Origin of the sequence: Leuconostoc sp. BM2, assembly GCF_002095565.1 — a bacterium.
GTDB classification, from domain to species: Bacteria; Bacillota; Bacilli; order Lactobacillales; family Lactobacillaceae; genus Leuconostoc; species Leuconostoc falkenbergense.
Genome location: NZ_MOWQ01000008.1, coordinates 1 through 24,254, shown reverse-complemented (window position 1 = coordinate 24,254; position 24,254 = coordinate 1). Strand labels below are relative to the sequence as shown.

Sequence of the window (24,254 nt, the reverse complement as noted above, 5' to 3'; positions counted from 1 at the left end):
GTTTTGGGTCGAACATTAAAGAATAACAGCCTCTTCAACGATCTTAACCAAACGGAAGTGCTTAGTTGCAGACAAAGGACGTGTTTCCATGATTTGAACAATATCGCCCTGCTTGGCACTATTGTTTTCATCATGGGCCTTGAACTTCTTTGTGTACTTGACACGCTTACCGTAGACGGCGTGTGTTAAATAAGTATCAACAGCGACAGTAATTGTCTTGTCCATCTTATCTGAAACAACGCGTCCTTGATAAACTTTACGAGTATTACGTTCTTCACTCATTTTTCAGCTTCTTCCTTTCGTCTTATTTGTTGGCGTTTGCCAATTCTTGTGCACGAATAACTGTCTTAACTCGTGCAATGTCCTTACGAACTTGTGCGATACGCGCCGTGTTTTCCAACTGACCAGTAGCCAATTGGAAACGAAGGTTGAACAATTCTTCCTTGAATTCGGCTTCGCGCTTTTGCAAATCCGCAAGTGACAATTCTTTCAATTCACTTGCTTTAGCCATTATTCAGCCTCCCGAGCAATAATCTTCGTACGTACAGGCAACTTATGTTGTGCCAAACGCAATGCTTCACGTGCAGTTGCTTCAGGAACACCTGCCACTTCAAACATTACCTTGCCACGCTTAACAGGTTCAACCCATCCTTCGGGAGCACCCTTACCATTACCCATTCGAACACCAACACCTTTTGATGTATATGACTTGTGAGGGAAGATTTTAATCCAAACCTTACCACCACGCTTCATATAACGTGTCATTGCAATACGAGCAGCTTCAATTTGACGGTTAGTGATCCAGCTTGATGTTGTTGCTTGCAAGCCAAAGTCACCAAATGTCACCGTCTTGCCACCTTTAGCTTCGCCACGCATGTGACCACGGTGTACACGACGGAATTTAACACGCTTTGGTACTAACATGTTTGCTTCCCTCCTTACTTACTGTTTTTCTTTTGTGGCAAAACATCACCACGGTAAATCCAAGTCTTAATACCCAAGTTACCATAAGCAGTCATTGCTTCATCCCATGAGTAGTCAATGTCTGCACGTAAAGTATGCAAAGGAACAGTGCCTTCAGTATATTGTTCAATACGGGCAATATCTGCACCGTTCAAACGACCTGAAACCATAACTTTGATACCCTTTGCACCGGCACGAGTAGCACGTTGGATGGCACCACGCATTGCGCGACGGAAAGCAACACGGCGTTCCAAATCACCAGCAATTTGTTGTCCAACCAAATGTGCACTCAAATCAGGCTTCTTGATTTCAACGATGTTAATGAAAACGCGCTTTGAACGACCCTTTTCATCTTTATCTGTCAATTTTGCCAATTGAGTACGAAGCTTTTCAACTTCTGAACCACCCTTACCAATTACCATTCCAGGCTTGGCAGTGTGGATTGAAACGTCAACACGTGACTTAGTGCTACGTTCAATTTCAATGCGATCAACTGAGGCATCAGCTAAATTCTTTTCGATATACTTACGAATACGCAAGTCTTCGTGAAGTTGGTTAGCATAATCAGCCTTGTCAGCAAACCACTTTGCGTCCCAGTCGCGAATAACGCCAACACGGAACCCAGTAGGGTTAATCTTTTGACCCATTACTTTGCCTCCTTCTCAGCAACCACAATTGTAATGTGGCTTGTACGCTTGTTGATAGGTGAAGCAGAACCTTTGGCACGTGGACGGAAACGCTTTAGCGTTGGTCCTTCGTTCGCGAAGGCTTCCTTCACAATAAGATCTTCTCTGTCTAGTGAGAAGTTATTTTCAGCATTAGCAACTGCTGAGTTCAAAACCTTGTAAATATCTTCAGTAGAAGTATTAGGTAGGAACTTCAAAATTGCGTATGCTTCGTTAACGCTCTTACGGCGAATAGTGTCAAGAACTAAGCGTGCCTTACGTGGGGCAACGCGAACGATCTTAGCAGTCGCGCGAGCTGATGTAACTTGTTCAGCCATTTTTCACTTCCTCCTTATTTACCAGTCTTTTTATCGTCGTTCTTGTGTCCCTTGAACGTACGAGTTGGTACGAATTCACCTAACTTGTGACCGACCATATCTTCTTGCACATATACTGGAACGTGCTTGCGACCATCATAAACGGCAATTGTAAAGCCGATGAAGCTTGGGAAGATTGTTGAACGACGTGACCAAGTTTTGATCACTGATTTCTTTTCAGAATCAACTTGCGCTTCAATCTTCTTAAGCAAGTGTGGGTCCGCAAATGGTCCCTTTTTTAAACTACGAGCCATTAGTTGTCTCCTTTCCCTTACTTACTCTTGCGACCGCGAACGATGAACTTTGTTGAAGCTTTCTTCTTATCGCGAGTCTTCTTACCGGCAGTCTTCTTACCCCATGGTGACATAGGACTTGGACGACCAACTGGTGCTTTACCTTCACCACCACCGTGTGGGTGATCGTTAGGGTTCATAACTGATCCACGAACGTGTGGACGCTTTCCACGCCAACGGTTACGACCAGCTTTACCCCAGTTAATCAATGAATGTTCGGCGTTACCAACTTCACCAATTGTGGCGCGGTTAGTAGCTAAGACCAAACGTACTTCTCCTGAAGTCAATCGAACAATGATGTACTTACCATCACGTCCCAAAATTTGTGCTGATGTACCCGCTGAACGAGCCAATTGGCCACCCTTACCAGGCTTCAATTCGATATTGTGAATCAAAGTACCTTCAGGAATAGCACTCAATGGCAAGGCATTGCCGGGCTTAATGTCGGCATCAGGACCAGATTGAACTTTATCGCCAACCTTCAATCCCTTTGGCGCCAAGATGTATGACTTAATACCATCTTCATATACCAACAAAGCAACGTTAGCTGTGCGGTTTGGATCGTACTCGATAGCCTTAACAGTAGCTGTCTTGTCATCTTTAATACGCTTAAAGTCTACGATACGGTAGGCCTGCTTATGTCCACCAGCGTGGTGGCGAACTGTCATGCGACCTGATGCATTACGTGCACCAGTCTTTGACTTTTTAGCCAACAAACTCTTCTCGGGCGTTGTCTTAGTGATTTCAGCAAAATCTGAAGTCGTCATATTACGACGTCCGTTAGAGGTTGGCTTATATTTCTTGATAGCCAATGTCTTATCCTCCTATTTAGAATTAACCTTCGTTAAAGATTTGAATATCTTTTGAATCTTTTGACAACGTTACAGTTGCCTTTTTTAACTTACGTGTATAACCAACATAACGGCCTTGGCGCTTAAGCTTACCACGAACGTTTGCTGTGTTGAGACCTGAAACTTTAACATCAAAAATTTCTTCGATAGCTTTCTTGATTTCAGGCTTTTTTGCGCGAGTATCTACTTCGAAGACATAACGCTTACGTTCTGTTTGCGCCATTGAAGCTTCGGTGATGATAGGGCGACGGATAATATCGCGTGCATCCATTAGGCAAGACCTCCTTGGATTTCTTCGATTGATGATTGAACAATCACCAGCTTATCTGCATTAACAACGTCAAGTACGTTGATACCCTTTGTTGTCATAACTTGAACATTAGCCAAGTTACGTGCTGACAAGATCGCGTTTTCATTGTCTTCATCAACAACTACTAATGTCTTTGTGTCAGCTGACAAGTTAGCCAAAACCTTTTTAAAGTCTTGCGTCTTTGGTGCTTCAAATGACAAAGCATCAACAACAACCAACTTATTATCAGCAACTTTTTGTGATAATACTGACTTCAAAGCCAATTGATAGGCTTTACGGTTGATACGGTAAGCGTATGAACGAGGTGTAGGACCAAAAACAATACCACCGCCACGGAACTGAGGTTCACGAATTGAACCAGCACGTGCACGACCAGTACCCTTTTGCTTCCAAGGCTTACGACCACCACCAGAAACAGCAGAGCGGTTCTTGACAGCATGTGTACCCTGACGTAATGATGCACGTTGCATCAATACTGCATCTGTAATAACGGCGTTGTTAGGTTCGATGGCGAAAACTGCATCATTCAATTCAATTTCAGCAGCTTGACTACCATCTTGCTTTAATACAGCAACTTTAGTCATGATTGATTGTTCTCCTTTCTATATAGTTTAGATTAAGCTTCTTCTGAATCAGCGACAGGTGCAGATACACCAGCTATTTTGATTTCAGGATGCTTTGCATTAACTTTAACAGTTGATTTGATTGTCAAAAGTGACTTGTTGGCGCCGGGAACATTTCCCTTCAATAGCAAGAGGTTATTTTCAACATCAACGTGTACAATAGCAACATTTTGCATTGTGCGCTTGTTGTTACCCATACGACCTGGCAAGAGCTTACCCTTGAAGACGCGGTTAATAATCGCACCCATTGAACCAGGACGGCGGTGATAACGTGAGCCGTGGGCCATAGGTCCACGAGACTGACCAAGACGCTTAATTGAGCCTTGGAAGCCATGCCCTTTTGTGATGCCCGTTACGTCGACGTATTCCCCTGCTTGGAATGTATCCACTTTGATTTCATCCCCTGCGTTAAATTCGCCTTCCGCGTCGCGGACTTCACGAACGTAGCGCTTAGGGGTCGTGTTTGCTTTTGAAGCGTGACCTTGTTCAGGTTTGTTTGACAAAACTGCACGTTTGTCTTGGTAACCGAGTTGAATAGCACTATAACCGTCTGTTTCTGCATTTTTTACTTGCAAAACGACGTTTGGTGTTGCTTCAACTACGGTAACTGCGATCAATTCGCCAGATTCTGTGAAAACCTGAGTCATACCGACTTTGCGGCCTAAGATACCTTTAGTCATGACTAATCTCCTTAATTATTTTGCTTGACTTATTTTTTGTCTCTAAGTTGAGACGCGAAGTTATATCCGTTTAAGATTACAACTTGATTTCGATCGCAACACCTGATGGCAATTCAAGCTTACGCAATGCGTCGACTGTCTTGTCAGTAGGGTTCACAATGTCGATCAAACGCTTGTGCGTGCGCATTTCAAATTGCTCACGGCTATCCTTGTGCTTATGTGGTGAACGTAGAATTGTATACAATGTACGTTCAGTTGGCAATGGGATAGGACCAGCAATTTCTGCGCCCGTACGCTTAGCTGTCTCAACAATTTTTTCTGCTGATTGGTCTAAGATGCGGTGTTCGTATGCCTTCAAACGGATACGGATCTTCTTTTGTGCCATTATTTCGTGCCTCCTCGTTGATTTTGTAAATCAGCTAACTCCGATTAAAAACCGACAACACTGCTTGTGTTTTGCGCGCCCATGGCAACGCGGCCGCGCGTGTCGCAACCTTAATCATCATCGCTAAACATTGATACACCAGGCTTTCGTCAGGTTTATATGACTACTGTTCCAAAAGCGTACTTAAATATAATAACAGAAAAACCCCTGCATTGCAAGGGTTTTGTGCGATATTTTCAACAATTCTTTTTACTCATCTTTGTGTCATTTTAAATTCCAAAAAGGCATCATTATATTTTTCTGTCCATTTTTGTCCTAAGTCTGAATATACTTGCAAGTGACTCACAGTTTTGGCGTCTGGATAAAACTGTTTGTCCTCACGAATACTCTTAGGTAATAGTGCTAATGCCTTTTTGTTTGGCGTTGCATAACCAATATATTCGGCATTTTGGGCCGCGTTTTTTGGCTCACTAATGAAATTTAAGAAAGCATAGGCAGCCGCTTTATGTTTAGCAGTTTTGGGCATAACAATATTATCAAACCAAAGATTTGAACCCTCGCTCGGCACAACATAATGCAAGTGTTTATTGTTTACCATTGCTTCGGACGCCTCTCCAGAATATGTTACGGCAATTGACGCTTCGTCTTGTGCCATATACATTTTGATTTCGTCAGCAATAATGGCTTTAACATTTGGCATCAAAGTTGTTAGTTTGCCTTGAGCTGCCGCCAAATCAGCTGTTGACTTATCATTTACAGACTTCCCTTGTGTAATCAATGTAAAACCTAATACATCACGTGCCGAGTCAATTAACATGACTTGATTTTTAAACTTTGACGACCATAAATCATCCCAATGTTGGACATCACTGGCCTTTACGTATTTATCATTGTAGATAATACCTAAAGTTCCCCAAAAGTATGGGACAGAGTATTTGTTGTGTCTATCAAAAGATTGGTTCAGGAATCGACTGTCGTAATTTTTTAATTCTGTCAATGTCCGATGATCCAGTGGCAACAATAAATTTGCAGCCTTCATTTTCTCAATCATATATTCCGACGGCACAGCTAAATCATAGGATGTCCCACCCTGTTTAACCTTCGTAAACATGGCTTCATTGGAATCAAAAGTTTCGTAACTGACTTTGTAACCTGTCTCTTTAGTAAACTTTTTAAGTAGAGCTGGATCAATATAATCTCCCCAGTTATACAGATTCAAAACTTTAGAACCGCCCTCACCACTACCAGTTTTGGCAGCCAAATAACGCTGTGCACCGAACAAAACAGCAACAACAATTAAAATGGCAACGACACTACTCAATAACTTTTTCATGCTATAAACCCTCCGTAGCCGGTGTTACCAGTCGCGTACCACGTTTTTTATTTTTAGATGAGCGCGTTGAAATAACGTAATATAGTAAGACAAGTACGAGCGATACAATAAACATCATTGCCGACAAGGCATTAATTTCCAAGCTAACCCCCTGACGGGCCCGAGAATATATTTCAACAGATAACGTCGAAAACCCATTACCAGTTACGAAAAATGTCACCGCAAAATCATCCAAAGAATACGTAAATGCCATAAAAAATCCAGCCAAAATACCTGGTGATATAACGGGTAAAATCACGCGCGATAACATTTGCCAGTTATTAGCGCCTAAATCTTTAGCAGCAGCAACTAAGGATTGATTCATTTCTTGGAGTCTCGGCAAAACCATCAACACAACAATCGGAATACTAAAAGCAATATGCGACAGGAGTACTGACGCAAATCCTAATGAAAAACCGACAACTGTAAACAATATCAAAAACGAAGCGCCAATAATAACATCAGGTGATACCAACAAAATATTGTTTAATGATAAGAAAATATTTTTAATCAACCGATTGCGCTGATCATAAATATACAACGCACCAGCCGTTCCCAAAATACTAGCCAAAAGCGAAGACAATAGTGCGATTAAAAAAGTATTAACCACTATCTCGATAATGCGCGTATCTGCGAACAACTCAACGTAATGCTTCAAGGAAAATCCGTCCCATCCTTGCATCACATCACCTGCATTAAATGAATAAATAATCAAGAAAAAAATTGGTAAGTACAGCAAAATGAAAACAAACCACAAATATAAATTTGACCATTTAAAAGCTTTTTTCATTTATATTACTCACTTTCTCGTATTTTTTTTGACACGATCACGCGTCAAAATCATCGTCACAACCATCGCTACAATTAAAATCACACCAATCGTCGATCCAAGTTGCCAGTTTTGGGTTACTAAAAAATGTTCCTCGATTGCTGTACCTAACGTAATCACACGATTACCGCCTATCAAACGTGTAATCATAAACAATGACAAACTTGGAATGAAAACAGCTTGAATGCCCGCCTTAACCCCCGGCATTGATAATGGCAAAATGACTCGTCGTAATGTTTGCCATTTATTGGCACCCAAATCACGACTAGCTTGCTCCAGTTTTGGGTCAATTTCTGCCAACGAATTAAAAATTGGCAGAATCATAAACGGAATTTCAATGTAGGCAGCAACTAACAAAAAGCTCCAATCAGAAAACAACAGTTGCTGTGGGGCAATGCCAAAGAAGCTCATGAAATTATTAACCGTACCGGTTTTTGACAAGAGACCAATAAACGCATAGGTCTTTAACAGCAAATTAATCCACGTTGGCAGGATTACTAATAGCAACCAAAATTGTTTTCGCTTGAGCTGATTGAGTAGGTAAGCCATCGGATAACTAATTACCAATGTAATTAGTGTAATCAAAAAAGCAAACCAAACTGAATTGAACGTCATGCGAAGGTATGTGCCACTACCAAAATAAACAGCATAGTTATGTAAAGTTAAACCACCATTCGCACTAGTTAATGATTGAAATAGCAATAAAAAAAGTGGGGCAATAACAAATAGCAGTAGCCACGCGCCATAAGGTACGAGATAAAATAACTGACGTTGTTGTTTACTCTTCATCATCATCCTCATAACTTTCCAAACGCGCGTCAAAATCATCTTCCGACTCGTTAAAACGCATAATATGAATATCTTCTGGATCAAATGTCAAGCCAACTCGTTCTCCAACTTGAGCCGAGTTCGTTGCTTGAACTTGCCACTCATTACCATCATCATCAATTGCTGTAATTTCATAATAATCACCACGGAATGATTGGTCATCAATGGTCACAATTAACTTACCATTTTCAATGGTAGTTAAATCCAAATCTTCAGGCCGTAAGACAACCTCAACTCGTTCATTAGGTCGCATACCAGCATCCACATTTTCAAAATCTTTGCCAACAAAATGAACAACGTAATCCGTCTTCATAATGCCATCAACAATGTTACTTTCACCAATAAAGTCCGCAACAAAATGGTTAATCGGTTCATCGTAGATATCTTCAGGTGTCCCATTTTGTTGTATGACACCATCATTCATCACAAAAATCCAATCAGACATGGCCAACGCTTCTTCTTGATCATGCGTCACAAAAACAAATGTAATACCAAGTCTTTGCTGAATTTCACGTAACTCATACTGCATGTCTTTGCGCAACTTGTAATCCAATGCAGACAATGGTTCATCAAGTAACAAAACTTTTGGATCATTAGCCAAAGCGCGCGCAATCGCCACACGCTGCCGTTGCCCACCTGACAGCTCACTAATATCACGATCAGCATATTGATCAAGTTTAACCAACTTCAGCATGTCATGAACTTGTCGTTCAATATCGGTCTTTGACATTTTCTTTATAGAAGGCCCAAAAGCCACGTTTTCAAAAACATTCATATTAGGAAACAAAGCATAGTCTTGGAAAACAGTGTTAACAGTTCGTTTTTCCACTGGTACATCATTGATACGCTTGTTTTCAAATAAAATATCACCTGAAGTTGCCGCCAATTGACCAGAAATCAAGTTTAATATCGTTGTTTTACCAGATCCCGATGGCCCCAACAAGGTATAAAATTTACCTTGTTCTAAAGACAAGTCGATGCCCTTCAAAATCTCTGTGTCACCATAAGCTAAGCTTACAGACTTAAATTCAATAATTGGTGTTTGCTCTGCCAAATTCTCAACCTCAACTCTTTTCGATAATTTCAATTTTACACTAATTTTTAAGACATAAAAAGAAAATCATATTCTGCCATTTAGCCTCAGTGACTACTATGCCTCAACGATTTTTTCATGATTTTCAACAACAACAATAGCTAGTGTCATTAAGATGAACAAAATAATAATAACGATAATTTGCGGTGTCCAAGAATGCCACCAACCATATGCGTAACCAAACATAGCTGGACCAATTGCCGCAATCAAATAACCACCACTTTGCGACATACCCGACAATTGCGCTGTTTGCCCCGGCGTGCTGGTTTTAAGCGTGAATGTGGTCATCAAATACGGAAACAACACCGATGTGCCGACACCAATAAATAAATTGACCAGTAACCAGTAGGCAAATGTGCCTTGTGGATTTAGTAGCAGAAGGTAGCCAATTGTACCTAAAATTGAAAAACTAGCAACCAGCCATTGTTTTTGATGTTTGTTCAACCTAACAACAATTGAAGGTACTGTTAACGCAAATGGTAAACCAATTAACGAGTTAAGACCAGAAAATAAACCAGCGGTGGCCGGCGTTAATCCGGTTTGAATTGCCATTGTCGGCCCCCATGCCATCAAAACATAGAACATTGCAGATTGCATACCACCAAAAAACAATAATAACCAAGCATTACGGTTTTTCCAAACATTGAATCGGACCGTTTTCTGGTGAGGACTCGTTATTTGAGTAGCTTGCCTTTTTGCCGCAAATCGCTCATTAGGCAACCAATCCAGTAAAGCGCCAATTAGCAAGATTGTTAGCAGTCCTACGAAAATTTGCCAACTAGTTAATGCTGTTATTGGCGCTGCTAAACTTGCCCCAACGGCCGTTGCTAACATCATGCTAAATGTAAAAACAGACGTCATCGGACCGACTTTCATCGGAAAATACGTTCGAATAACGCTGGGCAGCAACACATTCATGTGGGCAACACCAATACCAATTAGCATTGTTCCAATATAGAGAAAAGTTGCATTGATGACTCGAATCCCCGAACCAATAATCAGCAGCATTAACATCAACGCAAATGCTCTTTCTAAACCAATCTTCTGTGCTACTTTTGGAGCCGTGGAAGAAAATAGCGCAAATGCTATCAATGGAATAGTTGTTAGCATGCCCAATTGGCCAACAGGTACACCTTCTGATTTGGAAATACTACTCAAAATTGGTGGTATAGCCGTGAATGGTAATCTCAAAATCATCCCGACAACAATAATACCTGGAATTAAAAACTTACTGTGATTTTTCATGTCAATTTACCTAATAATAACAAAACAGCGTCACTCCGTTGAGCGACGCCGTTTATACTGAACCATCAGTCAGTTAAAGATTAATTTTCTTGACCGTGAGTCTTGATAATTTCTTCTTGAATGTTCTTAGGAACAGCTTCGTAGTGATCGAAAACCATTTGGAATGTACCACGGCCTTGCGTTGCTGAACGCAAAGTAGTTGCATAACCAAACATTTCTGACAAAGGCACCTTAGCCTTAACTGCCAAAACAGGACCACGTGACTCTTGACCTTCAATCATACCACGGCGTGCTGAGACGTGTCCCATAACATCACCAAGGTTATCTTCAGGTGCAACAATATCAACAGCCATAATTGGTTCCAAAATAACCGCGCCGGCTGTCTTAGCAGCTTCACGCAAAGCCAATGAAGCAGCAATCTTAAAGGCAGCTTCACTTGAATCGACATCGTGATATGAACCATCATACAACTTAGCTTTCAAATCAACTAATGGGAATCCAGCCAAAGGACCAGCATTCAATGCGTCCTTCAAACCAGCTTCAACTGATGGAATATATTCACGAGGCACAACACCACCAACGATGGCATCTTCGAATTCGAATCCAGCCCCTTCTTCGTTTGGTGAGAATTCAATCCAAACATCACCATACTGACCTTTACCACCAGATTGACGTTTGAAGTAACCACGTGCTTGCACTGTCTTAGTAAAGGCTTCACGATAAGCAACTTGTGGTGCACCAACAGTGGCTTCAACATTGAATTCACGGCGCATACGATCAACCATGATATCCAATTGCAATTCACCCATACCAGCAATCAATGTTTGACCAGTTTCAGGGTTAGTTGTAGCACGGAATGAAGGATCTTCTTCAGCCAATTTTTGAATGGCATTTGACAATTTGTCTTGATCAGCCTTTGTCTTTGGTTCAATAGCCAATTCGATAACTGGTTCTGGGAACTCCATTGATTCCAGAATCAGTTGATGGTCAACAGCTGTCAAAGAATCACCAGTTGTCGTGTTCTTCAAACCAATAGCCGCAGCAATATCACCAGAGAATACTTCTTCAATTTCAGTGCGTGAAGTAGCGTGCATTTGTAGCAAACGACCAACACGTTCACGTGTATCAGAGGAAGTATTTTGTACATATGAACCTGATTGCAAAGTACCAGTATAAACACGCATAAATGTCAAACGACCAACGAATGGATCTGTCATGATTTTGAATGCCAAAGCAGCGAAAGGCTTTGAATCATCAGCAATCAAATCAACTTCTTCGTCTGTCTTTGGATCTTTAGCAATATATGGCTTAACATCCAAAGGTCCTGGCAAATAATCAACAACGGCATCCAACATCATTTGAACACCCTTATCTTTATAAGCTGAACCCGCAAGAATTGGGTAGAATTGAAGTGCTAATGTAGCACGACGAATCGCTGCCTTTAATTCTTCAACAGAAATATCTTCACCTTCAAGATACTTTTCCATCAAATCATCATCGACATCAGCAACAGCTTCAATCAATGTGTTGCGCTTTTCTTCTGCCAAATCTTTCAAATCAGCTGGAATATCACGTGGTTCCCACTTTTCACCAAGTTCATCAACAGGGTAATAAGCTTCTTGTGTAATCAAGTCAATAACAGCTTCGAAGTCATCCTCAGCACCGATTGGCCATTGAATTGCTTCAGCATTAACTTGCAAACGTTCGTGCATTGAGTCAACTGACATTTGGAAATCAGCACCCATTTTGTCCATCTTGTTAACAAAGACGATACGTGGCACATCATAAGTTGTTGCCTGACGCCAAACTGTTTCTGTTTGTGGTTCAACCCCAGCTGCACCATCAAGTACGGCTACGGCACCATCAAGAACACGCAAAGCACGTTCAACTTCGATTGTGAAGTCCACGTGTCCAGGTGTATCAATGATGTTAACACGATAAGGTGTTTTTTCAAATTGATCAAAGAAACCGTGCCAAACAGCTGTTGTAGCAGCTGATTGGATCGTGATACCACGTTCCTTTTCTTGTTCCATGAAATCCATTTGTGAAGCACCATCATGTGTTTCACCAATTTTGTGAATTTTACCTGTATAGTACAAGATACGTTCAGTAGTCGTTGTCTTACCCGCATCAATGTGGGCCATGATTCCGATGTTACGTGTACGCTCTAGTGGGTATTCACGTTTTGCCATTGTGAGTTATCTCCTGGTTTAGTTATATATGCAACAAAAAGCGACACATCATTGTGTTCGCTTTTTGATGGTGCTTGTTTTGACAAACACCATCTATGACAATTGTACACTATTTGACGCGCAAGAATAATTAAATTCTTGTCATCAACAGATTACCAACGATAGTGTGCAAACGCACGGTTGGCTTCAGCCATCTTGTGCGTATCTTCGCGCTTCTTAACAGATGCACCAGTGTCATTGGCAGCATCCATAATTTCTTTGGCTAAACGCTCATCCATTGTGTGTTCATTACGCAAACGTGAGTAGTTAACCAACCAACGAAGTCCCAAAGTCGTACGACGATCTGGACGAACTTCGATTGGCACCTGGTAGTTAGAACCACCAACACGGCGAGCTTTAACTTCCAATACTGGCATAATGTTTTCCATGGCTTGTTCGAAAACTTCCAATGGTTCATTGCCAGTTGCTTCCTTGATACGATCAAAAGCATCATACAAGATTGTTGAAGCTGTACCACGCTTACCATCAAGCATCAACTTGTTGATCAAACGTGAAACGAGTTTTGAATTGTAAATTGGGTCAGGCAAAACTTCCTGACGCTTAGTATAACCTTTACGTGGCATTAGTCAGTCTCCTTCTTACTTCTTTGGTGCCTTTGTACCATACTTTGAACGTGATGTCATACGACCATCAACACCCGCAGTATCCAAAGCACCACGGATAATGTGGTAACGTACACCAGGCAAATCCTTAACACGACCACCACGAATCAAAACAACCGAGTGTTCTTGCAAGTTATGACCAATACCTGGAATATATGCTGTTACTTCATACAAGTTTGAAAGACGCACACGGGCGTACTTACGCAAAGCTGAGTTAGGCTTCTTTGGTGTCATTGTACCAACACGTGTTGCGACACCACGCTTTTGTGGGGCAGCATTGTTAGTTGCTTTTTTCTTCATTGAATTGTAGCCAAAGTTCAAAGCAGGTGATTTTGACTTAGAAACCTTTGACTTACGTGGCTTACGAACCAATTGGTTAATTGTAGGCATGCTACAGCTCCTTAAATTTTTCATTAGTTTCACAGTTCCAGGTGTTTCATTTCTGTTTTCAAACAAAAATGCTCACCGGAAATCTGCTGACAGTTACCTTTACAGCGCCGTTCAGCACAGTGTGACAATGTCACAGAACAGATTACTTAAAAGCACGTTCAATATAATACCAGATTGAGCGATAAAGTCAAGTGGGTATTTACATTTTGTGAATAAGTATTTGTTTTTTCGTACTATTCCACATGGAAAATATATTGATATTGATTTTTAATAGCATCATTGTTTCGTCAGTTATGTGTGCCAATGATCGCATCCAACATAATATTTCATTACTACATCCCAGATCGTTTTGCCTGATGTGTCATCATTTATTAAAGTGGTACGATCTCGTGCCGTTTTTTTCGGCAGTTTTCACGTTTGCAAAATCTCGCTATTGTCACAAACGTTTTGGTTGGCGCTATCCTGCATTAGAATTGACGTGCACACTGTTTGGCACCATGCTTTGGTATTCCTCGACCCTTCAATGGCTAATGGCAGTAGTACTACTGTTTTTATCACTTGAAGACTGCGAGTCGCAGACCATCCATAGCTACTTGATTATTCCGCTGTTATTGTACGCAATCCACCAACACCATGATCAATCGCACATTTTTCTAGCTTTATTAATTGGCTTGATAGCTTATTATTTGGTTTATATACGACGCGCTTTAGGATCCGGTGATATTCCAGTTTTATTGACACTCATTTTTTCAACAACAACCTATGTTTTTGTACTAGGCTTGTTGTTAGGCTGTTGTTTAGCCACACTTTTTTTAGCATTATCATCACAAAAACGTTTACCATTTGTGCCTTTTCTAACCGTTGGTTGGCTACTAATTGGTGTCTTGATATAAAAAAACACTTGAATTATCTTCAAGTGTTTAAGCTATTAAGTTGCTGGCGACGTTGTTTTAAGTGGTTTCGTTGTAATTTTAATGCTGCCATTCTTTGCGCCAATTGTAACGGCATCTTCAGTGGTAATATTACCACGTAATAACTCTTCACTAAGTGCATCTTCAACACTTGTCTGAAGTGCACGTCGAATTGGGCGGGCACCATATTCAGGATCAAAACCAGCACTGGCAACAACGTCAATGGCGGCGGGCGTCATCTTAATTGTAATACCTTGTTCAGCAACACGTTGTAGTACTGAACGACTCATCAATTTTACAATTTCATGTAACTCTTGTTTGGTCAAACTCTCAAAGACAATTGCCTCATCTAAACGGTTGATGAATTCTGGCCTGAAAGTCTCTTTCAGTGTTTCTCTAATTTTAGCTGCAACAGCTTCATGATCATTTTTCAAATCAACAGCACCAAAACCAACTGATTTTTCATCGCGAAGACGTGTGGCACCTAAATTAGAAGTCATAATAATGATTGTGTTGCGAAAATCAACTTTACGACCTTTAGAGTCAGTCAGATAGCCGTCATCAAAGACTTGCAACATCAAATTAAAGATGTCCTGATGGGCTTTTTCAGCCTCGTCTAGCAAAACAACTGAATAAGGGTGATTGCGTACTTTTTCAGTCAATTGTCCACCTTCATCATAACCAACATACCCAGGTGCAGAACCGATTAATCGACTAGCTGACCAGCGTTCTTGATATTCGGACATATCGATACGAATGAGATTATCTTCACTACCAAAAATAGCTTCTGCCAGCGCTTTAGCCAACTCCGTTTTTCCAACACCAGTTGGTCCCAAAAACATAAAGGTCCCAATGGGGCGCGTAGGATCTTTCAATCCAGAACGTGCACGTCGAATAGCACGTGCAACTGCGGAAACTGCAGCCTGTTGGCCAACAACTCGCCGTCCTAGAACTTTTTCTAAATTGACTAAACGCTGCTGATCGTTTTTTTCTAACTGTGTCAACGGCACCCCTGTTTGTTGAGAAATAACTTCAGCGATGTCTTGTGTTGTCACATGTAAATCATATTGCGAGCGTTCGCCATTAGCCACTGCTGCTTGTATTCTCGCCTCTTTCTTAGCTAATTTTTTCTTGAGCTTCATTTCTTCGGTACGCAGTTGCGCTGCTTCTTCAAAATTTAAAGCTTCAATAGCAGCATCTTTGTCTATCTCAATTTGCTTAAGACGAGTTACTACTTTGTCATTCGTACCACTATTTTCTGTTGCTTCAATGCGAACTTTTGCGCCCGCTTCATCAATTAAATCAATTGCTTTATCAGGCAAAAAACGGTCACTGATGTACCGCGATGATAGCTTCACAGCCGCATTTATCGCTTCATCATCAATTTGTACTTGGTGATGTTCTTCAAATTTAGGTCGGATGCCATTCAATATAGCAATTGCATCTTCTTGCGTTGGTTCGTCAACAGTCACTGAAGCAAAACGTCGTTCTAATGCCGCGTCAGATTCGATGTACTTTTGATACTCATCAAAGGTGGTTGCGCCCAATGTCTGTAATTCACCACGAGCTAAAGCTGGTTTCAAAATATTTGACGCATCAATAGCGCCTTCAGCACCACCAGCACCAATTAAAGTATGCAACTCATCAATGAATAGGATAACTTCGCCATCTTGATAGATTTCTTCGATTATTTTTTTCAAACGATCTTCGAACTCGCCACGATATTTAGTACCAGCAACTAATGACCCCATATCAAGCGCCATTAAACGCTTATGTGACAAATTTTCTGGTACTTCACCCGCGACAATTTTCTGAGCCAATCCTTCTGCAATTGCTGTCTTTCCAACACCCGGTTCACCAATCAGCACAGGATTATTTTTAGTACGACGAGATAAAATTTGCACAACACGGCGAACTTCTTTAGATCGTCCAATAACTGGGTCCATTTTTTCATCACGTGCCATCTGCGTCAAGTCACGCGCCAAGCCATCTAAAGTCGGTGTTCCGGCTGCTGCTTGCTGCTTCTCACGTTGTTTCATTTGTTTACGAATGTCTGTGACACCCAGCTTCCGCAAGATTGCCCGACGCAAATCTTGCAAATTAGCATCTAATGCCAACAAAATTCGTGAAGACAAGATACTTTCATCTTGCAGCAGCGCTAATAAAATATGTTCAGTTCCTACTTTGGGTTGTGCCAAAGCACGAGATTCTTCACCAGCTTGTCGTAAAATATCAGCTGCTTTTGGTGAATATGGTAAATAAACGCCCTTTTCATAGCGGCTTGACATACCATAGCCAGTAAAGTGTTCAATTTCTTCACGGATATCATCATCCGTGACGTTAAACTGCGTCAAAATTTTGCTGGCAATACCCTCTTGTTCGATGGCCAAAGCTAACAATAAGTGTTCCGTGCCAACTGCTTGATGTTTAAAATATTTTGCCTGTTCTTGTGCCAAAGCCAGAACGTTTTGAGCACTTGGTGTATAGTTATTATCCATGTATGCCTCCTTAAAATTCGGCTGTGTTTGTATAATATTGACTTATATTATAACCCAATTAGATGTTATTAGGAAATCATTTGTTTGTATCAGCGTCATTTAATCGCAATTCAAAATTCAAAAAGCCGAAACGACCGTTTCGACTTCATTAATTTGGATTTTTTAGTGATAATTGCCACTGCAAATAGGCGTTGATAAAAGAATCCAAGTCACCGTCAAGAACCGCTTGTGGCTGATTAGTTTCGTAGTTAGTCCGATGATCTTTAACCATTTGATAGGGGTGCAAAACGTAAGAACGTATTTGTGATCCCCAGCCATTTTCCATTTTTTCACCAGTAAGCGCTGCTCGCTCGGCTTCTTTTTTCTCAAGCTCTAACTGATAAAGTTTACTTTTTAATAATCGCATGGCATAATCGCGGTTACCATATTGTGTCCGTTCAACTGTTGATGAGACAACAATACCTGTTGGTTCGTGTGTCAAACGCACACCAGTGGAGACCTTGTTGACGTTTTGACCACCAGCACCACCCGAACGGAACACATCCATTTTGACATCATCATCACGCACTTCCACTTCAATTGAATCATCCAATTCTGGCATCACATCAACCGATACGAAGCTCGTATGCCGCCGTCCAGCACTATCAAAAGGTGAAATTCTAACAAATCGATGTACACCTTTTTCACTGCGTAAAAAGCCATATGCATTGTGTCCTGTCACTTTTATCGTAGCGCTATCAATACCAGCTTCGTCACCCGCATGGTAATCAAGCGTTTCCACTTGAAAATTATGTTGTTGCGCCCAACGAGTATACATACGGTACAAATTAGCACCCCAGTCAGTTGATTCTGTTCCACCAGATCCCGGATGAATTTCCAAAACGGCGTTATTAGCATCATAAGGCTCTGTCAATAATTGTTCCAAGTTGTAAGCATCAATGTCTTGCTGTGCTTTCGCAATACCTTCAGAAAGTTCATTTTCCAAATCTGTATCTTCGGGATCTTCAGCTAACATTTCTGTCAAAACTTCCAAATCCTCAACTTGACTAGTCAAATTCAAGAAAGAATCACGCCGATTTTTCAAAACATTATTTTCTTCAATGACTTTTTGCGCTTTATCATTGTCATCCCAAAAGCCTGGCTCAGTCATACGGTTTTCGTAGTCTGCAATTTCTTCAGTTAATGCCTCCAAATCAAGACTATTCCGAAAACGCGTGATATTTTCTTGCATATCAGCAATCGCATGTTTGGCATCAATAATTTCCATATTATTTCCTTTCAAAATAAAAACGAACAAAGTTCGCTTTTATTTGTCTATTAAGCACGTAAATTCTGACGAATTTCAGCTTTCATGAAGGTGCGCGTGGCATCATATTCGACGTCAGCGATCATTTTATTGAAATTAGCATAGGCTTCATTTTGGTACTCAATCAAAGGATTTAATTGACCATAACCTCGCAAACCAACACCTTGGCGTAGGCGATCTAATGAATCGATATGATCAGTCCAATGTTGATCGACCGCTCTCAACATAACCACTTTTTCAAATTCTAGCATTTGCGCGGGATCATAAAGTTGGGCTTGTTTTTCTTTATAGTTATCCTTAGCTAATCGCAATAGTTTTGCTTTGATATCGTCACGAGACAAACCTTTCAACTGTTCAACAGTCACTGCATCTTCGTGTCCTAAAGCATTGCCAACAAAAGCAACGATTTGAGCTAAATCCCAAGTCTTATTATCTTTAGATTTTGTTTGCGCATCAACAACTCGATTAATCGTTCGGTCGACCATAGGCATCAACACCCATTCGAGCGATTCGTTCTCATCAATCACAATGTCTCGTTCATGATAGACTAATTCACGCTGCTCACGCACAACATCATCATATTGTAATACGTTTTTACGTGTGTCATAGTTGTTTCCTTCGACACGCTTTTGCGCTGATTCAACGGAACGCGTAATCATACGATTTTTAATCACTGTGTCTTCTTCATCCAAATTAAGTCGCTGCATCAACAAACGAACACGATCAGCTCCAAAGCGAATCATCAAGTCATCTTCCAGTGATAAGAAGAATTGTGAGAAACCGCGGTCCCCTTGACGACCAGCACGACCACGTAACTGGTTATCAATTCGACGTGATTCATGACGTTCAGTTGCAATAACTGCTAGGCCACCTAGTTCTTCAACACCAGGCCCTAATTTGATGTCAGTACCACGACCAGCCATGTTAGTCGCCACAGTCACAGCGCCACGTTGACCAGCATTAGCAATGATTTCGGCTTCTTTGGCATTGTTTTTAGCGTTCAAAACATTATGTGGCACATTTTGCGCCATCAAAATTTTAGATAACAATTCTGATGCTTCAACTGAACCTGTACCAATTAAGATAGGTTGACCCTTTTCATGGAGTTCAACAATAAGCTTTACAACAGCATTATACTTGGCACGAACTGATGGATAAAGTAGATCTGGGTAATCCACACGTTGGATTGGGCGATTAGTCGGAATCGTAATCACTTCCATGTTGTAAATTTCACGTAACTCTTCTTCTTCAGTCTTAGCCGTTCCTGTCATACCTGACAATTTTTTATACATACGGAACAAATTCTGATACGTAATTTGTGCCATTGATTTGTTCTCTTCTTGAATTTCAACGCCTTCTTTGGCTTCGATTGCTTGATGTAAACCATCTGACAAACGTGTTCCCTCAGAGATACGACCTGTTGATTGGTCAATCAACTTCACTTCGCCATCCTGCACAACGTAGTCTTTGTCGTTGATATAGTTGAAATTAGCCCGTAAAGCCTGATCAATGTGATGAGTCAAAGCAGTATCATTTGCATCATACAAATTATCCAAGTTGAAGAAAATTTCACCCTTATGAATACCTTCATTAGTCAACATGGTTGCTTTAGCTTCTTCATCTACCTTGTAGTCTTCATCACGTTGCAAAGTTTTCACAAAGCGATCTGCTCGAGCATACATTTGTGAAATGCCCGATCCTGGGCCAGAAATAATCAATGGTGTTCGTGCCGTATCAATCAAAATTGAATCAGCTTCATCAATCAATGCAAAGTTCAAGCCACGCTGCATCACACGCTCTTCCGCTCGACGAACCATGTTATCACGCAAATAATCAAATCCAATGTTAAAGTTCGTCGAATAGGTAATATCGGCGTCATAGGCGGCACGCTTTTCTTCAGCAGGCGCATCACCAACGTTGACACCAACGGATAGGCCAAGCCAATTGTAGAGTTGTCCCATCTGTTCCGCATCACGTGCTGATAAATAATCGTTAACAGTGACAACGTGAACGCCGCGTCCTGATAAAGCATTCAGATACACAGCCATCGTCGCTGTCAGTGTTTTTCCTTCACCTGTGCGCATTTCAGCCAAATTACCATCATGTAATACAGCCGATCCCATAATTTGTACTCGGAAAGGATATAATCCCAACACACGTTTGGCGCCTTCTCTGGCAACGGCAAATGCTTCAGGTAAAATCTCATCCAGTACTTTTGCTAACGCTTTATTCTGCTTTTCCTTATTTTTAATTCCATCTGTTGCTTTGTTGATGGTTTCCTTAAATTCATCTGTCTTAGCTTGTAAGGCCTCATCAGACATTTTTGACATTTGATCAGCATAACTTTCAACCTGATCAGCAATGTTGTTTAATTTTTTGAGTTGTTTTTTTGAATTATCAACTAATTTACGTATTGGATTATTCATGTTATTTAGCGTGTCTTCAGTAAAATGACACGTTTCTCCTCTAAAACCTAAATTTGTGTGGTCTAGCGCACAATAGTCTACGTTCCATTATATCAAAAAAAGAGCCCAAAAAATAGACTCTTTTAATTTTAATGATGAGTTTTAGCTTCGAGCTTTTCTTGTCCGCCCATGTAGGGACGCAAAACTTCAGGAATCGTGACAGAGCCGTCTGGATTTTGATAGTTTTCTAAAATAGCAGCAACAGTTCTACCCACAGCAAGTCCCGAACCATTTAAAGTATGGACCAGCTGTAACTTGTTATTTTCATCACGGTAAGTGATATGCATACGGCGCGCTTGAAAATCTTCTGTATTTGAAACTGAAGAAATTTCGCGGTATACATTTTGTTGTGGCATCCAAACCTCAACATCGTAGGTTTTTGCTGCAGAAAATCCCATATCCCCAGTTGAAAGTAAAATAACGTGATAAGGTAGCGCTAACTTTTGCAAAATGTTTTCGGCGTTTGCTGTCATTGCTTCCAACTCATCATACGATTGTTCAGGCTTAGTAAACTTAACCATCTCAACCTTATTAAATTGATGTAAGCGAATTAACCCACGCGTATCTTTTCCAGCAGAACCCGCTTCCTTTCGGAATGAGGGTGACAACGCCGTTAATTTAATTGGCAAATCCTCTGCCGGTATCGTTTCTCCAGAGTAATAATTTGTCAAAGGTACTTCTGCTGTTGGAATATAAGTTTGATCGAGTCCAGCTACCCGATACGCATCATCCTGAAACTTTGGATACTGTCCGGTTCCAAACATTGCTGAATCATTGACTACAATCGGCGTAATCATTTCAGTGTAGCCTTCTTTACGATGCTCGTCCAACATAAAATTATAAACAGCGCGTTCTAAACGTGCACCATCACCAACATAGTACAAGAAACGTGCGCCAGAAACCTTTGCGCCACGCTCAAAATCCAAAATTCCAAGTGCTTCACCAATATCGTAGTGAGCTTTCACCCAATCTGTTTTCACAAGTGCTTCAGGACGATTATCATAATGTTCAGGCGCCCATTTGCGTTGTTCAACGTTGGCAGACTCGTCTGGTCCAACAGGCACTTCGCTAGCCGCCAAGTTAGGCAAGTGCGCCGCAATTTCATTGACTTGCTCATCTAATTCTGCTTGTTTGGCGTCTAACGCCTTTATATCACTACCAACTTGTTGCATTTGAGCAATCGCGTCACTAGCATCTTCTTTTTGACGTTTTGCATAGGCAATTTTGTCAGAAACTTCATTTCGTTGCGCCTTCAAATTTTCAACACGTTGAATGGTATCACGTCGTTCCTGATCTAATACCAACAATCGATCAAGCGTGCCAGGTTCAACGCCTCTATCCAGAAGTCTTTGACTTGCTTCTTCACTATTTTTTCTTAAATAACGCATATCTAACATAATATATTCCCTCATTTTTTAAAATAAAAAGCGTTCTCGTCTTGTTGTTAAACAAGGGACGAAAAACGCGATTCCGTGGTACCACCCAATTTCTATAACCTAAATTATAGCACTTCATTACCTTTAACGAGGGTACCGGGCAGCATTACCTGCCAAACTAAGATTAATGGAGTTTCACGCTGTTATTTCTCATCAACCAATAACTTTCTTTGATGCGCTACTTATAATAATCACTAAGAACATTCTATCCTATTACAAATTAAAACACAAGGGGAAACAAAAAGAGGAAACAAACATTATGTTACCATAACACTTGCTTCCCCCTGAATCATGGGCCATCCAGGACTCGAACCTGGGACCTCTGCGTTATCAACACAGCGCTCTAACCAACTGAGCTAATGGCCCATATTTTGATGCCGCTTCTAACATCAAGCGAATGACGGGAATCGAACCCGCATAGCCAGCTTGGAAGGCTGGAATTCTACCATTGAACTACATTCGCAAGTAGTTCCTGTCGGAAGTCTCCTCCCTATGGCGCTGGACGGAATCGAACCGCCGACACATGCAGCTTCAATGCATTGCTCTACCAACTGAGCTACAGAGCCATCTCATTGTTCCCAATGAACGGTCACAGCGGGGCTCGAACCCGCGATCTCCTGCGTGACAGGCAGGCGTCCTAACCAGCTAGACCATGCGACCAATTGCGGGAGCAGGATTTGAACCTACGACCTTCGGGTTATGGGCCCGACGAGCTACCAGACTGCTCCATCCCGCGATAATTTTATTGCGACATCTTCATGCCTAAGGAGAATGTGGGATTCGAACCCACGCGCCGGTTTCCCGACCTGACGGTTTTCAAGACCGTTCCCTTCAGCCAGACTTGGGTAATTCTCCATTATCTTTACTTCGTCCTGCATGGACCATGTTGGACTCGAACCAACGACCGGACGGTTATGAGCCGTCTGCTCTAACCAACTGAGCTAATGGTCCTCTTTCGAGCCTATCGCGGCGGGGGGAATCGAACCCTCGACCTCTCGGGTATGAACCGAACGCTCTAGCCAGCTGAGCTACACCGCGATCCTCTTTGGCTAAGTTCCCTTAACCAATCGGGATGACAGGATTCGAACCTGCGACCCCCTGGTCCCAAACCAGGTGCTCTACCAAGCTGAGCTACATCCCGAAAAAGTCTTCCTGAGCTTGCGCCCTTCTTATACTTAAAAAAAGAGTTTGAATTCCTTCAACCTCTATGCACCTAGCAGGAGTCGAACCTGCAACCTCCTGATTCGTAGTCAGACGCTCTATCCAATTGCGCTATAGGTGCATATATGCCGGCGACCGGGATCGAACCGGTACGATATTTCTATCGCAGGATTTTAAGTCCTGTGCGTCTGCCTATTCCGCCACGCCGGCATAGAAGCGGAAGACGGGATTCGAACCCGCGACCCCCACCATGGCAAGGTGATGTTCTACCACTGAACTACTTCCGCATAATTCATGCCGACTAAAGGACTCGAACCTTCGACCCCCGCTTTACAAGAGCGGTGCTCTACCAACTGAGCTAAGTCGGCATCGCTTATCCCGACGTGCCGGTTTCTTTCTTGACCCTGAAGTCAATGGACGCTACAGGGATCGAACCTGTGACCCCCTGCTTGTAAGGCAGGTGCTCTCCCAGCTGAGCTAAGCGTCCATGATGGAGAGGAAGGGATTCGAACCCTCGAAACGCGTCGCCACGCTTACACGGTTTCCAACCGTGCTCCTTCGGCCAGACTCGGACACCTCTCCGTTTCTTCCTACTGCTCTCGTTCTTCTTATGTACGGCACCGCATCGTCCTATCCTCGCAGGAAGCGATCCTCCAACTACTTTCGGCGCTATAGAGCTTAACTTCTGTGTTCGGTATGGGAACAGGTGTGTCCTCTAT

Annotated in this window: 24 protein-coding genes, 15 tRNA genes, 1 rRNA gene and 1 pseudogene; 2 read left to right on the top strand and 39 right to left on the bottom strand. The window is 41.7% G+C overall.

Features of this window, described 5'->3' with window-relative positions:
* Positions 1 to 15: 15 nt before the first annotated feature.
* The 19 genes from rpsQ to rpsL form a co-directional block, all read right to left on the bottom strand.
* Positions 16 to 282, bottom strand: coding sequence for a 30S ribosomal protein S17 (gene rpsQ / locus BMG01_RS04090; RefSeq protein WP_004911259.1), 267 nt, complete (start codon positions 280 to 282; stop codon positions 16 to 18).
* A 22-nt stretch (positions 283 to 304) separates the two neighbouring features.
* Positions 305 to 511 carry a 50S ribosomal protein L29 gene (gene rpmC / locus BMG01_RS04085; protein WP_002816028.1) on the bottom strand — a complete coding sequence of 69 codons (207 nt, stop codon included), beginning with the start codon at positions 509 to 511 and terminating at the stop codon, positions 305 to 307.
* The gene (gene rplP / locus BMG01_RS04080) at positions 511 to 924 is read right to left on the bottom strand and encodes a 50S ribosomal protein L16 (RefSeq protein ID WP_002816029.1); all 414 of its coding nucleotides are present in this window, start codon (positions 922 to 924) and stop codon (positions 511 to 513) included. Before rplP ends, rpmC begins: the two co-directional genes overlap by 1 nt.
* A gap of 14 nt (positions 925 to 938) precedes the next feature.
* Positions 939 to 1,610: a 30S ribosomal protein S3 gene (rpsC, locus tag BMG01_RS04075; RefSeq protein ID WP_004911266.1), complete on the bottom strand. Its 672-nt coding sequence runs from the start codon at positions 1,608 to 1,610 to the stop codon at positions 939 to 941.
* Positions 1,610 to 1,966 carry a 50S ribosomal protein L22 gene (gene rplV, locus BMG01_RS04070; RefSeq protein ID WP_004911267.1) on the bottom strand — a complete coding sequence of 119 codons (357 nt, stop codon included), beginning with the start codon at positions 1,964 to 1,966 and terminating at the stop codon, positions 1,610 to 1,612. The genes rpsC and rplV overlap by 1 nt, the downstream gene beginning before the upstream one ends.
* A gap of 14 nt (positions 1,967 to 1,980) precedes the next feature.
* Positions 1,981 to 2,259 (bottom strand): 30S ribosomal protein S19, encoded by a 279-nt coding sequence (gene rpsS, locus BMG01_RS04065; RefSeq protein WP_002816034.1) that lies wholly within the window; start codon positions 2,257 to 2,259, stop codon positions 1,981 to 1,983.
* Between the two features lie 17 nt (positions 2,260 to 2,276).
* A complete protein-coding gene (rplB, locus tag BMG01_RS04060) occupies positions 2,277 to 3,110 on the bottom strand; it encodes a 50S ribosomal protein L2 (RefSeq protein WP_004911273.1) in 834 nt (277 codons plus the stop codon).
* A gap of 22 nt (positions 3,111 to 3,132) precedes the next feature.
* Complete coding sequence (gene rplW, locus BMG01_RS04055; protein WP_004911278.1) at positions 3,133 to 3,420, bottom strand: 50S ribosomal protein L23; 288 nt, start codon at positions 3,418 to 3,420, stop codon at positions 3,133 to 3,135.
* Complete coding sequence (gene rplD, locus BMG01_RS04050) at positions 3,420 to 4,043, bottom strand: 50S ribosomal protein L4 (RefSeq protein WP_004911281.1); 624 nt, start codon at positions 4,041 to 4,043, stop codon at positions 3,420 to 3,422. Before rplD ends, rplW begins: the two co-directional genes overlap by 1 nt.
* A gap of 32 nt (positions 4,044 to 4,075) precedes the next feature.
* The gene (rplC, locus tag BMG01_RS04045; RefSeq protein ID WP_004911284.1) at positions 4,076 to 4,762 is read right to left on the bottom strand and encodes a 50S ribosomal protein L3; all 687 of its coding nucleotides are present in this window, start codon (positions 4,760 to 4,762) and stop codon (positions 4,076 to 4,078) included.
* A 76-nt stretch (positions 4,763 to 4,838) separates the two neighbouring features.
* Positions 4,839 to 5,147, bottom strand: coding sequence for a 30S ribosomal protein S10 (gene rpsJ, locus BMG01_RS04040; RefSeq protein WP_002816040.1), 309 nt, complete (start codon positions 5,145 to 5,147; stop codon positions 4,839 to 4,841).
* A gap of 253 nt (positions 5,148 to 5,400) precedes the next feature.
* Complete coding sequence (locus tag BMG01_RS04035; RefSeq protein ID WP_036067783.1) at positions 5,401 to 6,480, bottom strand: ABC transporter substrate-binding protein; 1,080 nt, start codon at positions 6,478 to 6,480, stop codon at positions 5,401 to 5,403.
* 1 nt (position 6,481) lies between these two features.
* On the bottom strand, positions 6,482 to 7,309 hold the full coding sequence (locus tag BMG01_RS04030; RefSeq protein ID WP_004911291.1) for an ABC transporter permease: 828 nt from the start codon (positions 7,307 to 7,309) through the stop codon (positions 6,482 to 6,484).
* Between the two features lie 9 nt (positions 7,310 to 7,318).
* Positions 7,319 to 8,140, bottom strand: coding sequence for an ABC transporter permease (locus tag BMG01_RS04025; protein WP_036066502.1), 822 nt, complete (start codon positions 8,138 to 8,140; stop codon positions 7,319 to 7,321).
* A complete protein-coding gene (locus BMG01_RS04020; RefSeq protein ID WP_004911295.1) occupies positions 8,127 to 9,230 on the bottom strand; it encodes an ABC transporter ATP-binding protein in 1,104 nt (367 codons plus the stop codon). The genes BMG01_RS04025 and BMG01_RS04020 overlap by 14 nt, the downstream gene beginning before the upstream one ends.
* Positions 9,231 to 9,326: 96 nt before the next feature.
* A complete protein-coding gene (locus BMG01_RS04015) occupies positions 9,327 to 10,514 on the bottom strand; it encodes an MFS transporter (protein WP_036067785.1) in 1,188 nt (395 codons plus the stop codon).
* Between the two features lie 80 nt (positions 10,515 to 10,594).
* Entirely contained in the window at positions 10,595 to 12,706 is a 2,112-nt protein-coding gene (gene fusA / locus BMG01_RS04010) for an elongation factor G (RefSeq protein ID WP_004911302.1), read from the bottom strand.
* Positions 12,707 to 12,858: 152 nt separating this feature from the next.
* Entirely contained in the window at positions 12,859 to 13,329 is a 471-nt protein-coding gene (gene rpsG, locus BMG01_RS04005; RefSeq protein WP_004899475.1) for a 30S ribosomal protein S7, read from the bottom strand.
* 15 nt (positions 13,330 to 13,344) lie between these two features.
* Complete coding sequence (gene rpsL, locus BMG01_RS04000) at positions 13,345 to 13,758, bottom strand: 30S ribosomal protein S12 (protein ID WP_004911305.1); 414 nt, start codon at positions 13,756 to 13,758, stop codon at positions 13,345 to 13,347.
* Positions 13,759 to 14,000: 242 nt separating this feature from the next.
* Between rpsL and BMG01_RS11575 the strand changes: the two are divergent.
* Positions 14,001 to 14,255, top strand: a pseudogene (locus tag BMG01_RS11575) (prepilin peptidase); the annotation flags it as partial.
* Between the two features lie 33 nt (positions 14,256 to 14,288).
* Positions 14,289 to 14,651, top strand: coding sequence for a prepilin peptidase (locus BMG01_RS11400; RefSeq protein ID WP_233127267.1), 363 nt, complete (start codon positions 14,289 to 14,291; stop codon positions 14,649 to 14,651).
* A 35-nt stretch (positions 14,652 to 14,686) separates the two neighbouring features.
* On the opposite strand, the gene BMG01_RS03990 is transcribed toward BMG01_RS11400, so the two are convergent.
* From BMG01_RS03990 to rrf, 20 genes are all read right to left on the bottom strand, one after another.
* Positions 14,687 to 17,167, bottom strand: coding sequence for an ATP-dependent Clp protease ATP-binding subunit (locus BMG01_RS03990; protein ID WP_004911311.1), 2,481 nt, complete (start codon positions 17,165 to 17,167; stop codon positions 14,687 to 14,689).
* A 148-nt stretch (positions 17,168 to 17,315) separates the two neighbouring features.
* Entirely contained in the window at positions 17,316 to 18,434 is a 1,119-nt protein-coding gene (gene prfB / locus BMG01_RS03985) for a peptide chain release factor 2 (protein WP_004911313.1), read from the bottom strand.
* 50 nt (positions 18,435 to 18,484) lie between these two features.
* Positions 18,485 to 20,899, bottom strand: coding sequence for a preprotein translocase subunit SecA (gene secA / locus BMG01_RS03980; protein ID WP_004911316.1), 2,415 nt, complete (start codon positions 20,897 to 20,899; stop codon positions 18,485 to 18,487).
* Positions 20,900 to 21,027: 128 nt separating this feature from the next.
* Complete coding sequence (gene serS / locus BMG01_RS03975) at positions 21,028 to 22,335, bottom strand: serine--tRNA ligase (RefSeq protein ID WP_004911320.1); 1,308 nt, start codon at positions 22,333 to 22,335, stop codon at positions 21,028 to 21,030.
* A 331-nt stretch (positions 22,336 to 22,666) separates the two neighbouring features.
* Positions 22,667 to 22,740: transfer RNA gene (locus BMG01_RS03970), tRNA-Ile, on the bottom strand.
* Between the two features lie 26 nt (positions 22,741 to 22,766).
* Positions 22,767 to 22,837: transfer RNA gene (locus BMG01_RS03965), tRNA-Gly, on the bottom strand.
* Between the two features lie 30 nt (positions 22,838 to 22,867).
* A tRNA-Phe gene (locus BMG01_RS03960) sits at positions 22,868 to 22,940 on the bottom strand.
* A 20-nt stretch (positions 22,941 to 22,960) separates the two neighbouring features.
* A tRNA-Asp gene (locus BMG01_RS03955) sits at positions 22,961 to 23,034 on the bottom strand.
* A 2-nt stretch (positions 23,035 to 23,036) separates the two neighbouring features.
* A tRNA-Met gene (locus BMG01_RS03950) sits at positions 23,037 to 23,110 on the bottom strand.
* A gap of 29 nt (positions 23,111 to 23,139) precedes the next feature.
* Positions 23,140 to 23,229 (bottom strand) — tRNA-Ser (locus tag BMG01_RS03945).
* A gap of 22 nt (positions 23,230 to 23,251) precedes the next feature.
* Positions 23,252 to 23,325, bottom strand: a tRNA-Ile gene (locus BMG01_RS03940).
* 13 nt (positions 23,326 to 23,338) lie between these two features.
* Positions 23,339 to 23,412, bottom strand: a tRNA-Met gene (locus tag BMG01_RS03935).
* Positions 23,413 to 23,441: 29 nt separating this feature from the next.
* Positions 23,442 to 23,515, bottom strand: a tRNA-Pro gene (locus BMG01_RS03930).
* A 67-nt stretch (positions 23,516 to 23,582) separates the two neighbouring features.
* Positions 23,583 to 23,656 (bottom strand) — tRNA-Arg (locus tag BMG01_RS03925).
* A 5-nt stretch (positions 23,657 to 23,661) separates the two neighbouring features.
* Positions 23,662 to 23,745, bottom strand: a tRNA-Leu gene (locus tag BMG01_RS03920).
* A 5-nt stretch (positions 23,746 to 23,750) separates the two neighbouring features.
* Positions 23,751 to 23,822: transfer RNA gene (locus tag BMG01_RS03915), tRNA-Gly, on the bottom strand.
* A gap of 8 nt (positions 23,823 to 23,830) precedes the next feature.
* Positions 23,831 to 23,903, bottom strand: a tRNA-Thr gene (locus tag BMG01_RS03910).
* 46 nt (positions 23,904 to 23,949) lie between these two features.
* A tRNA-Val gene (locus BMG01_RS03905) sits at positions 23,950 to 24,022 on the bottom strand.
* A 4-nt stretch (positions 24,023 to 24,026) separates the two neighbouring features.
* Positions 24,027 to 24,117: transfer RNA gene (locus tag BMG01_RS03900), tRNA-Ser, on the bottom strand.
* A 35-nt stretch (positions 24,118 to 24,152) separates the two neighbouring features.
* Positions 24,153 to 24,254, bottom strand: a 5S ribosomal RNA gene (gene rrf / locus BMG01_RS03895); the annotation flags it as partial.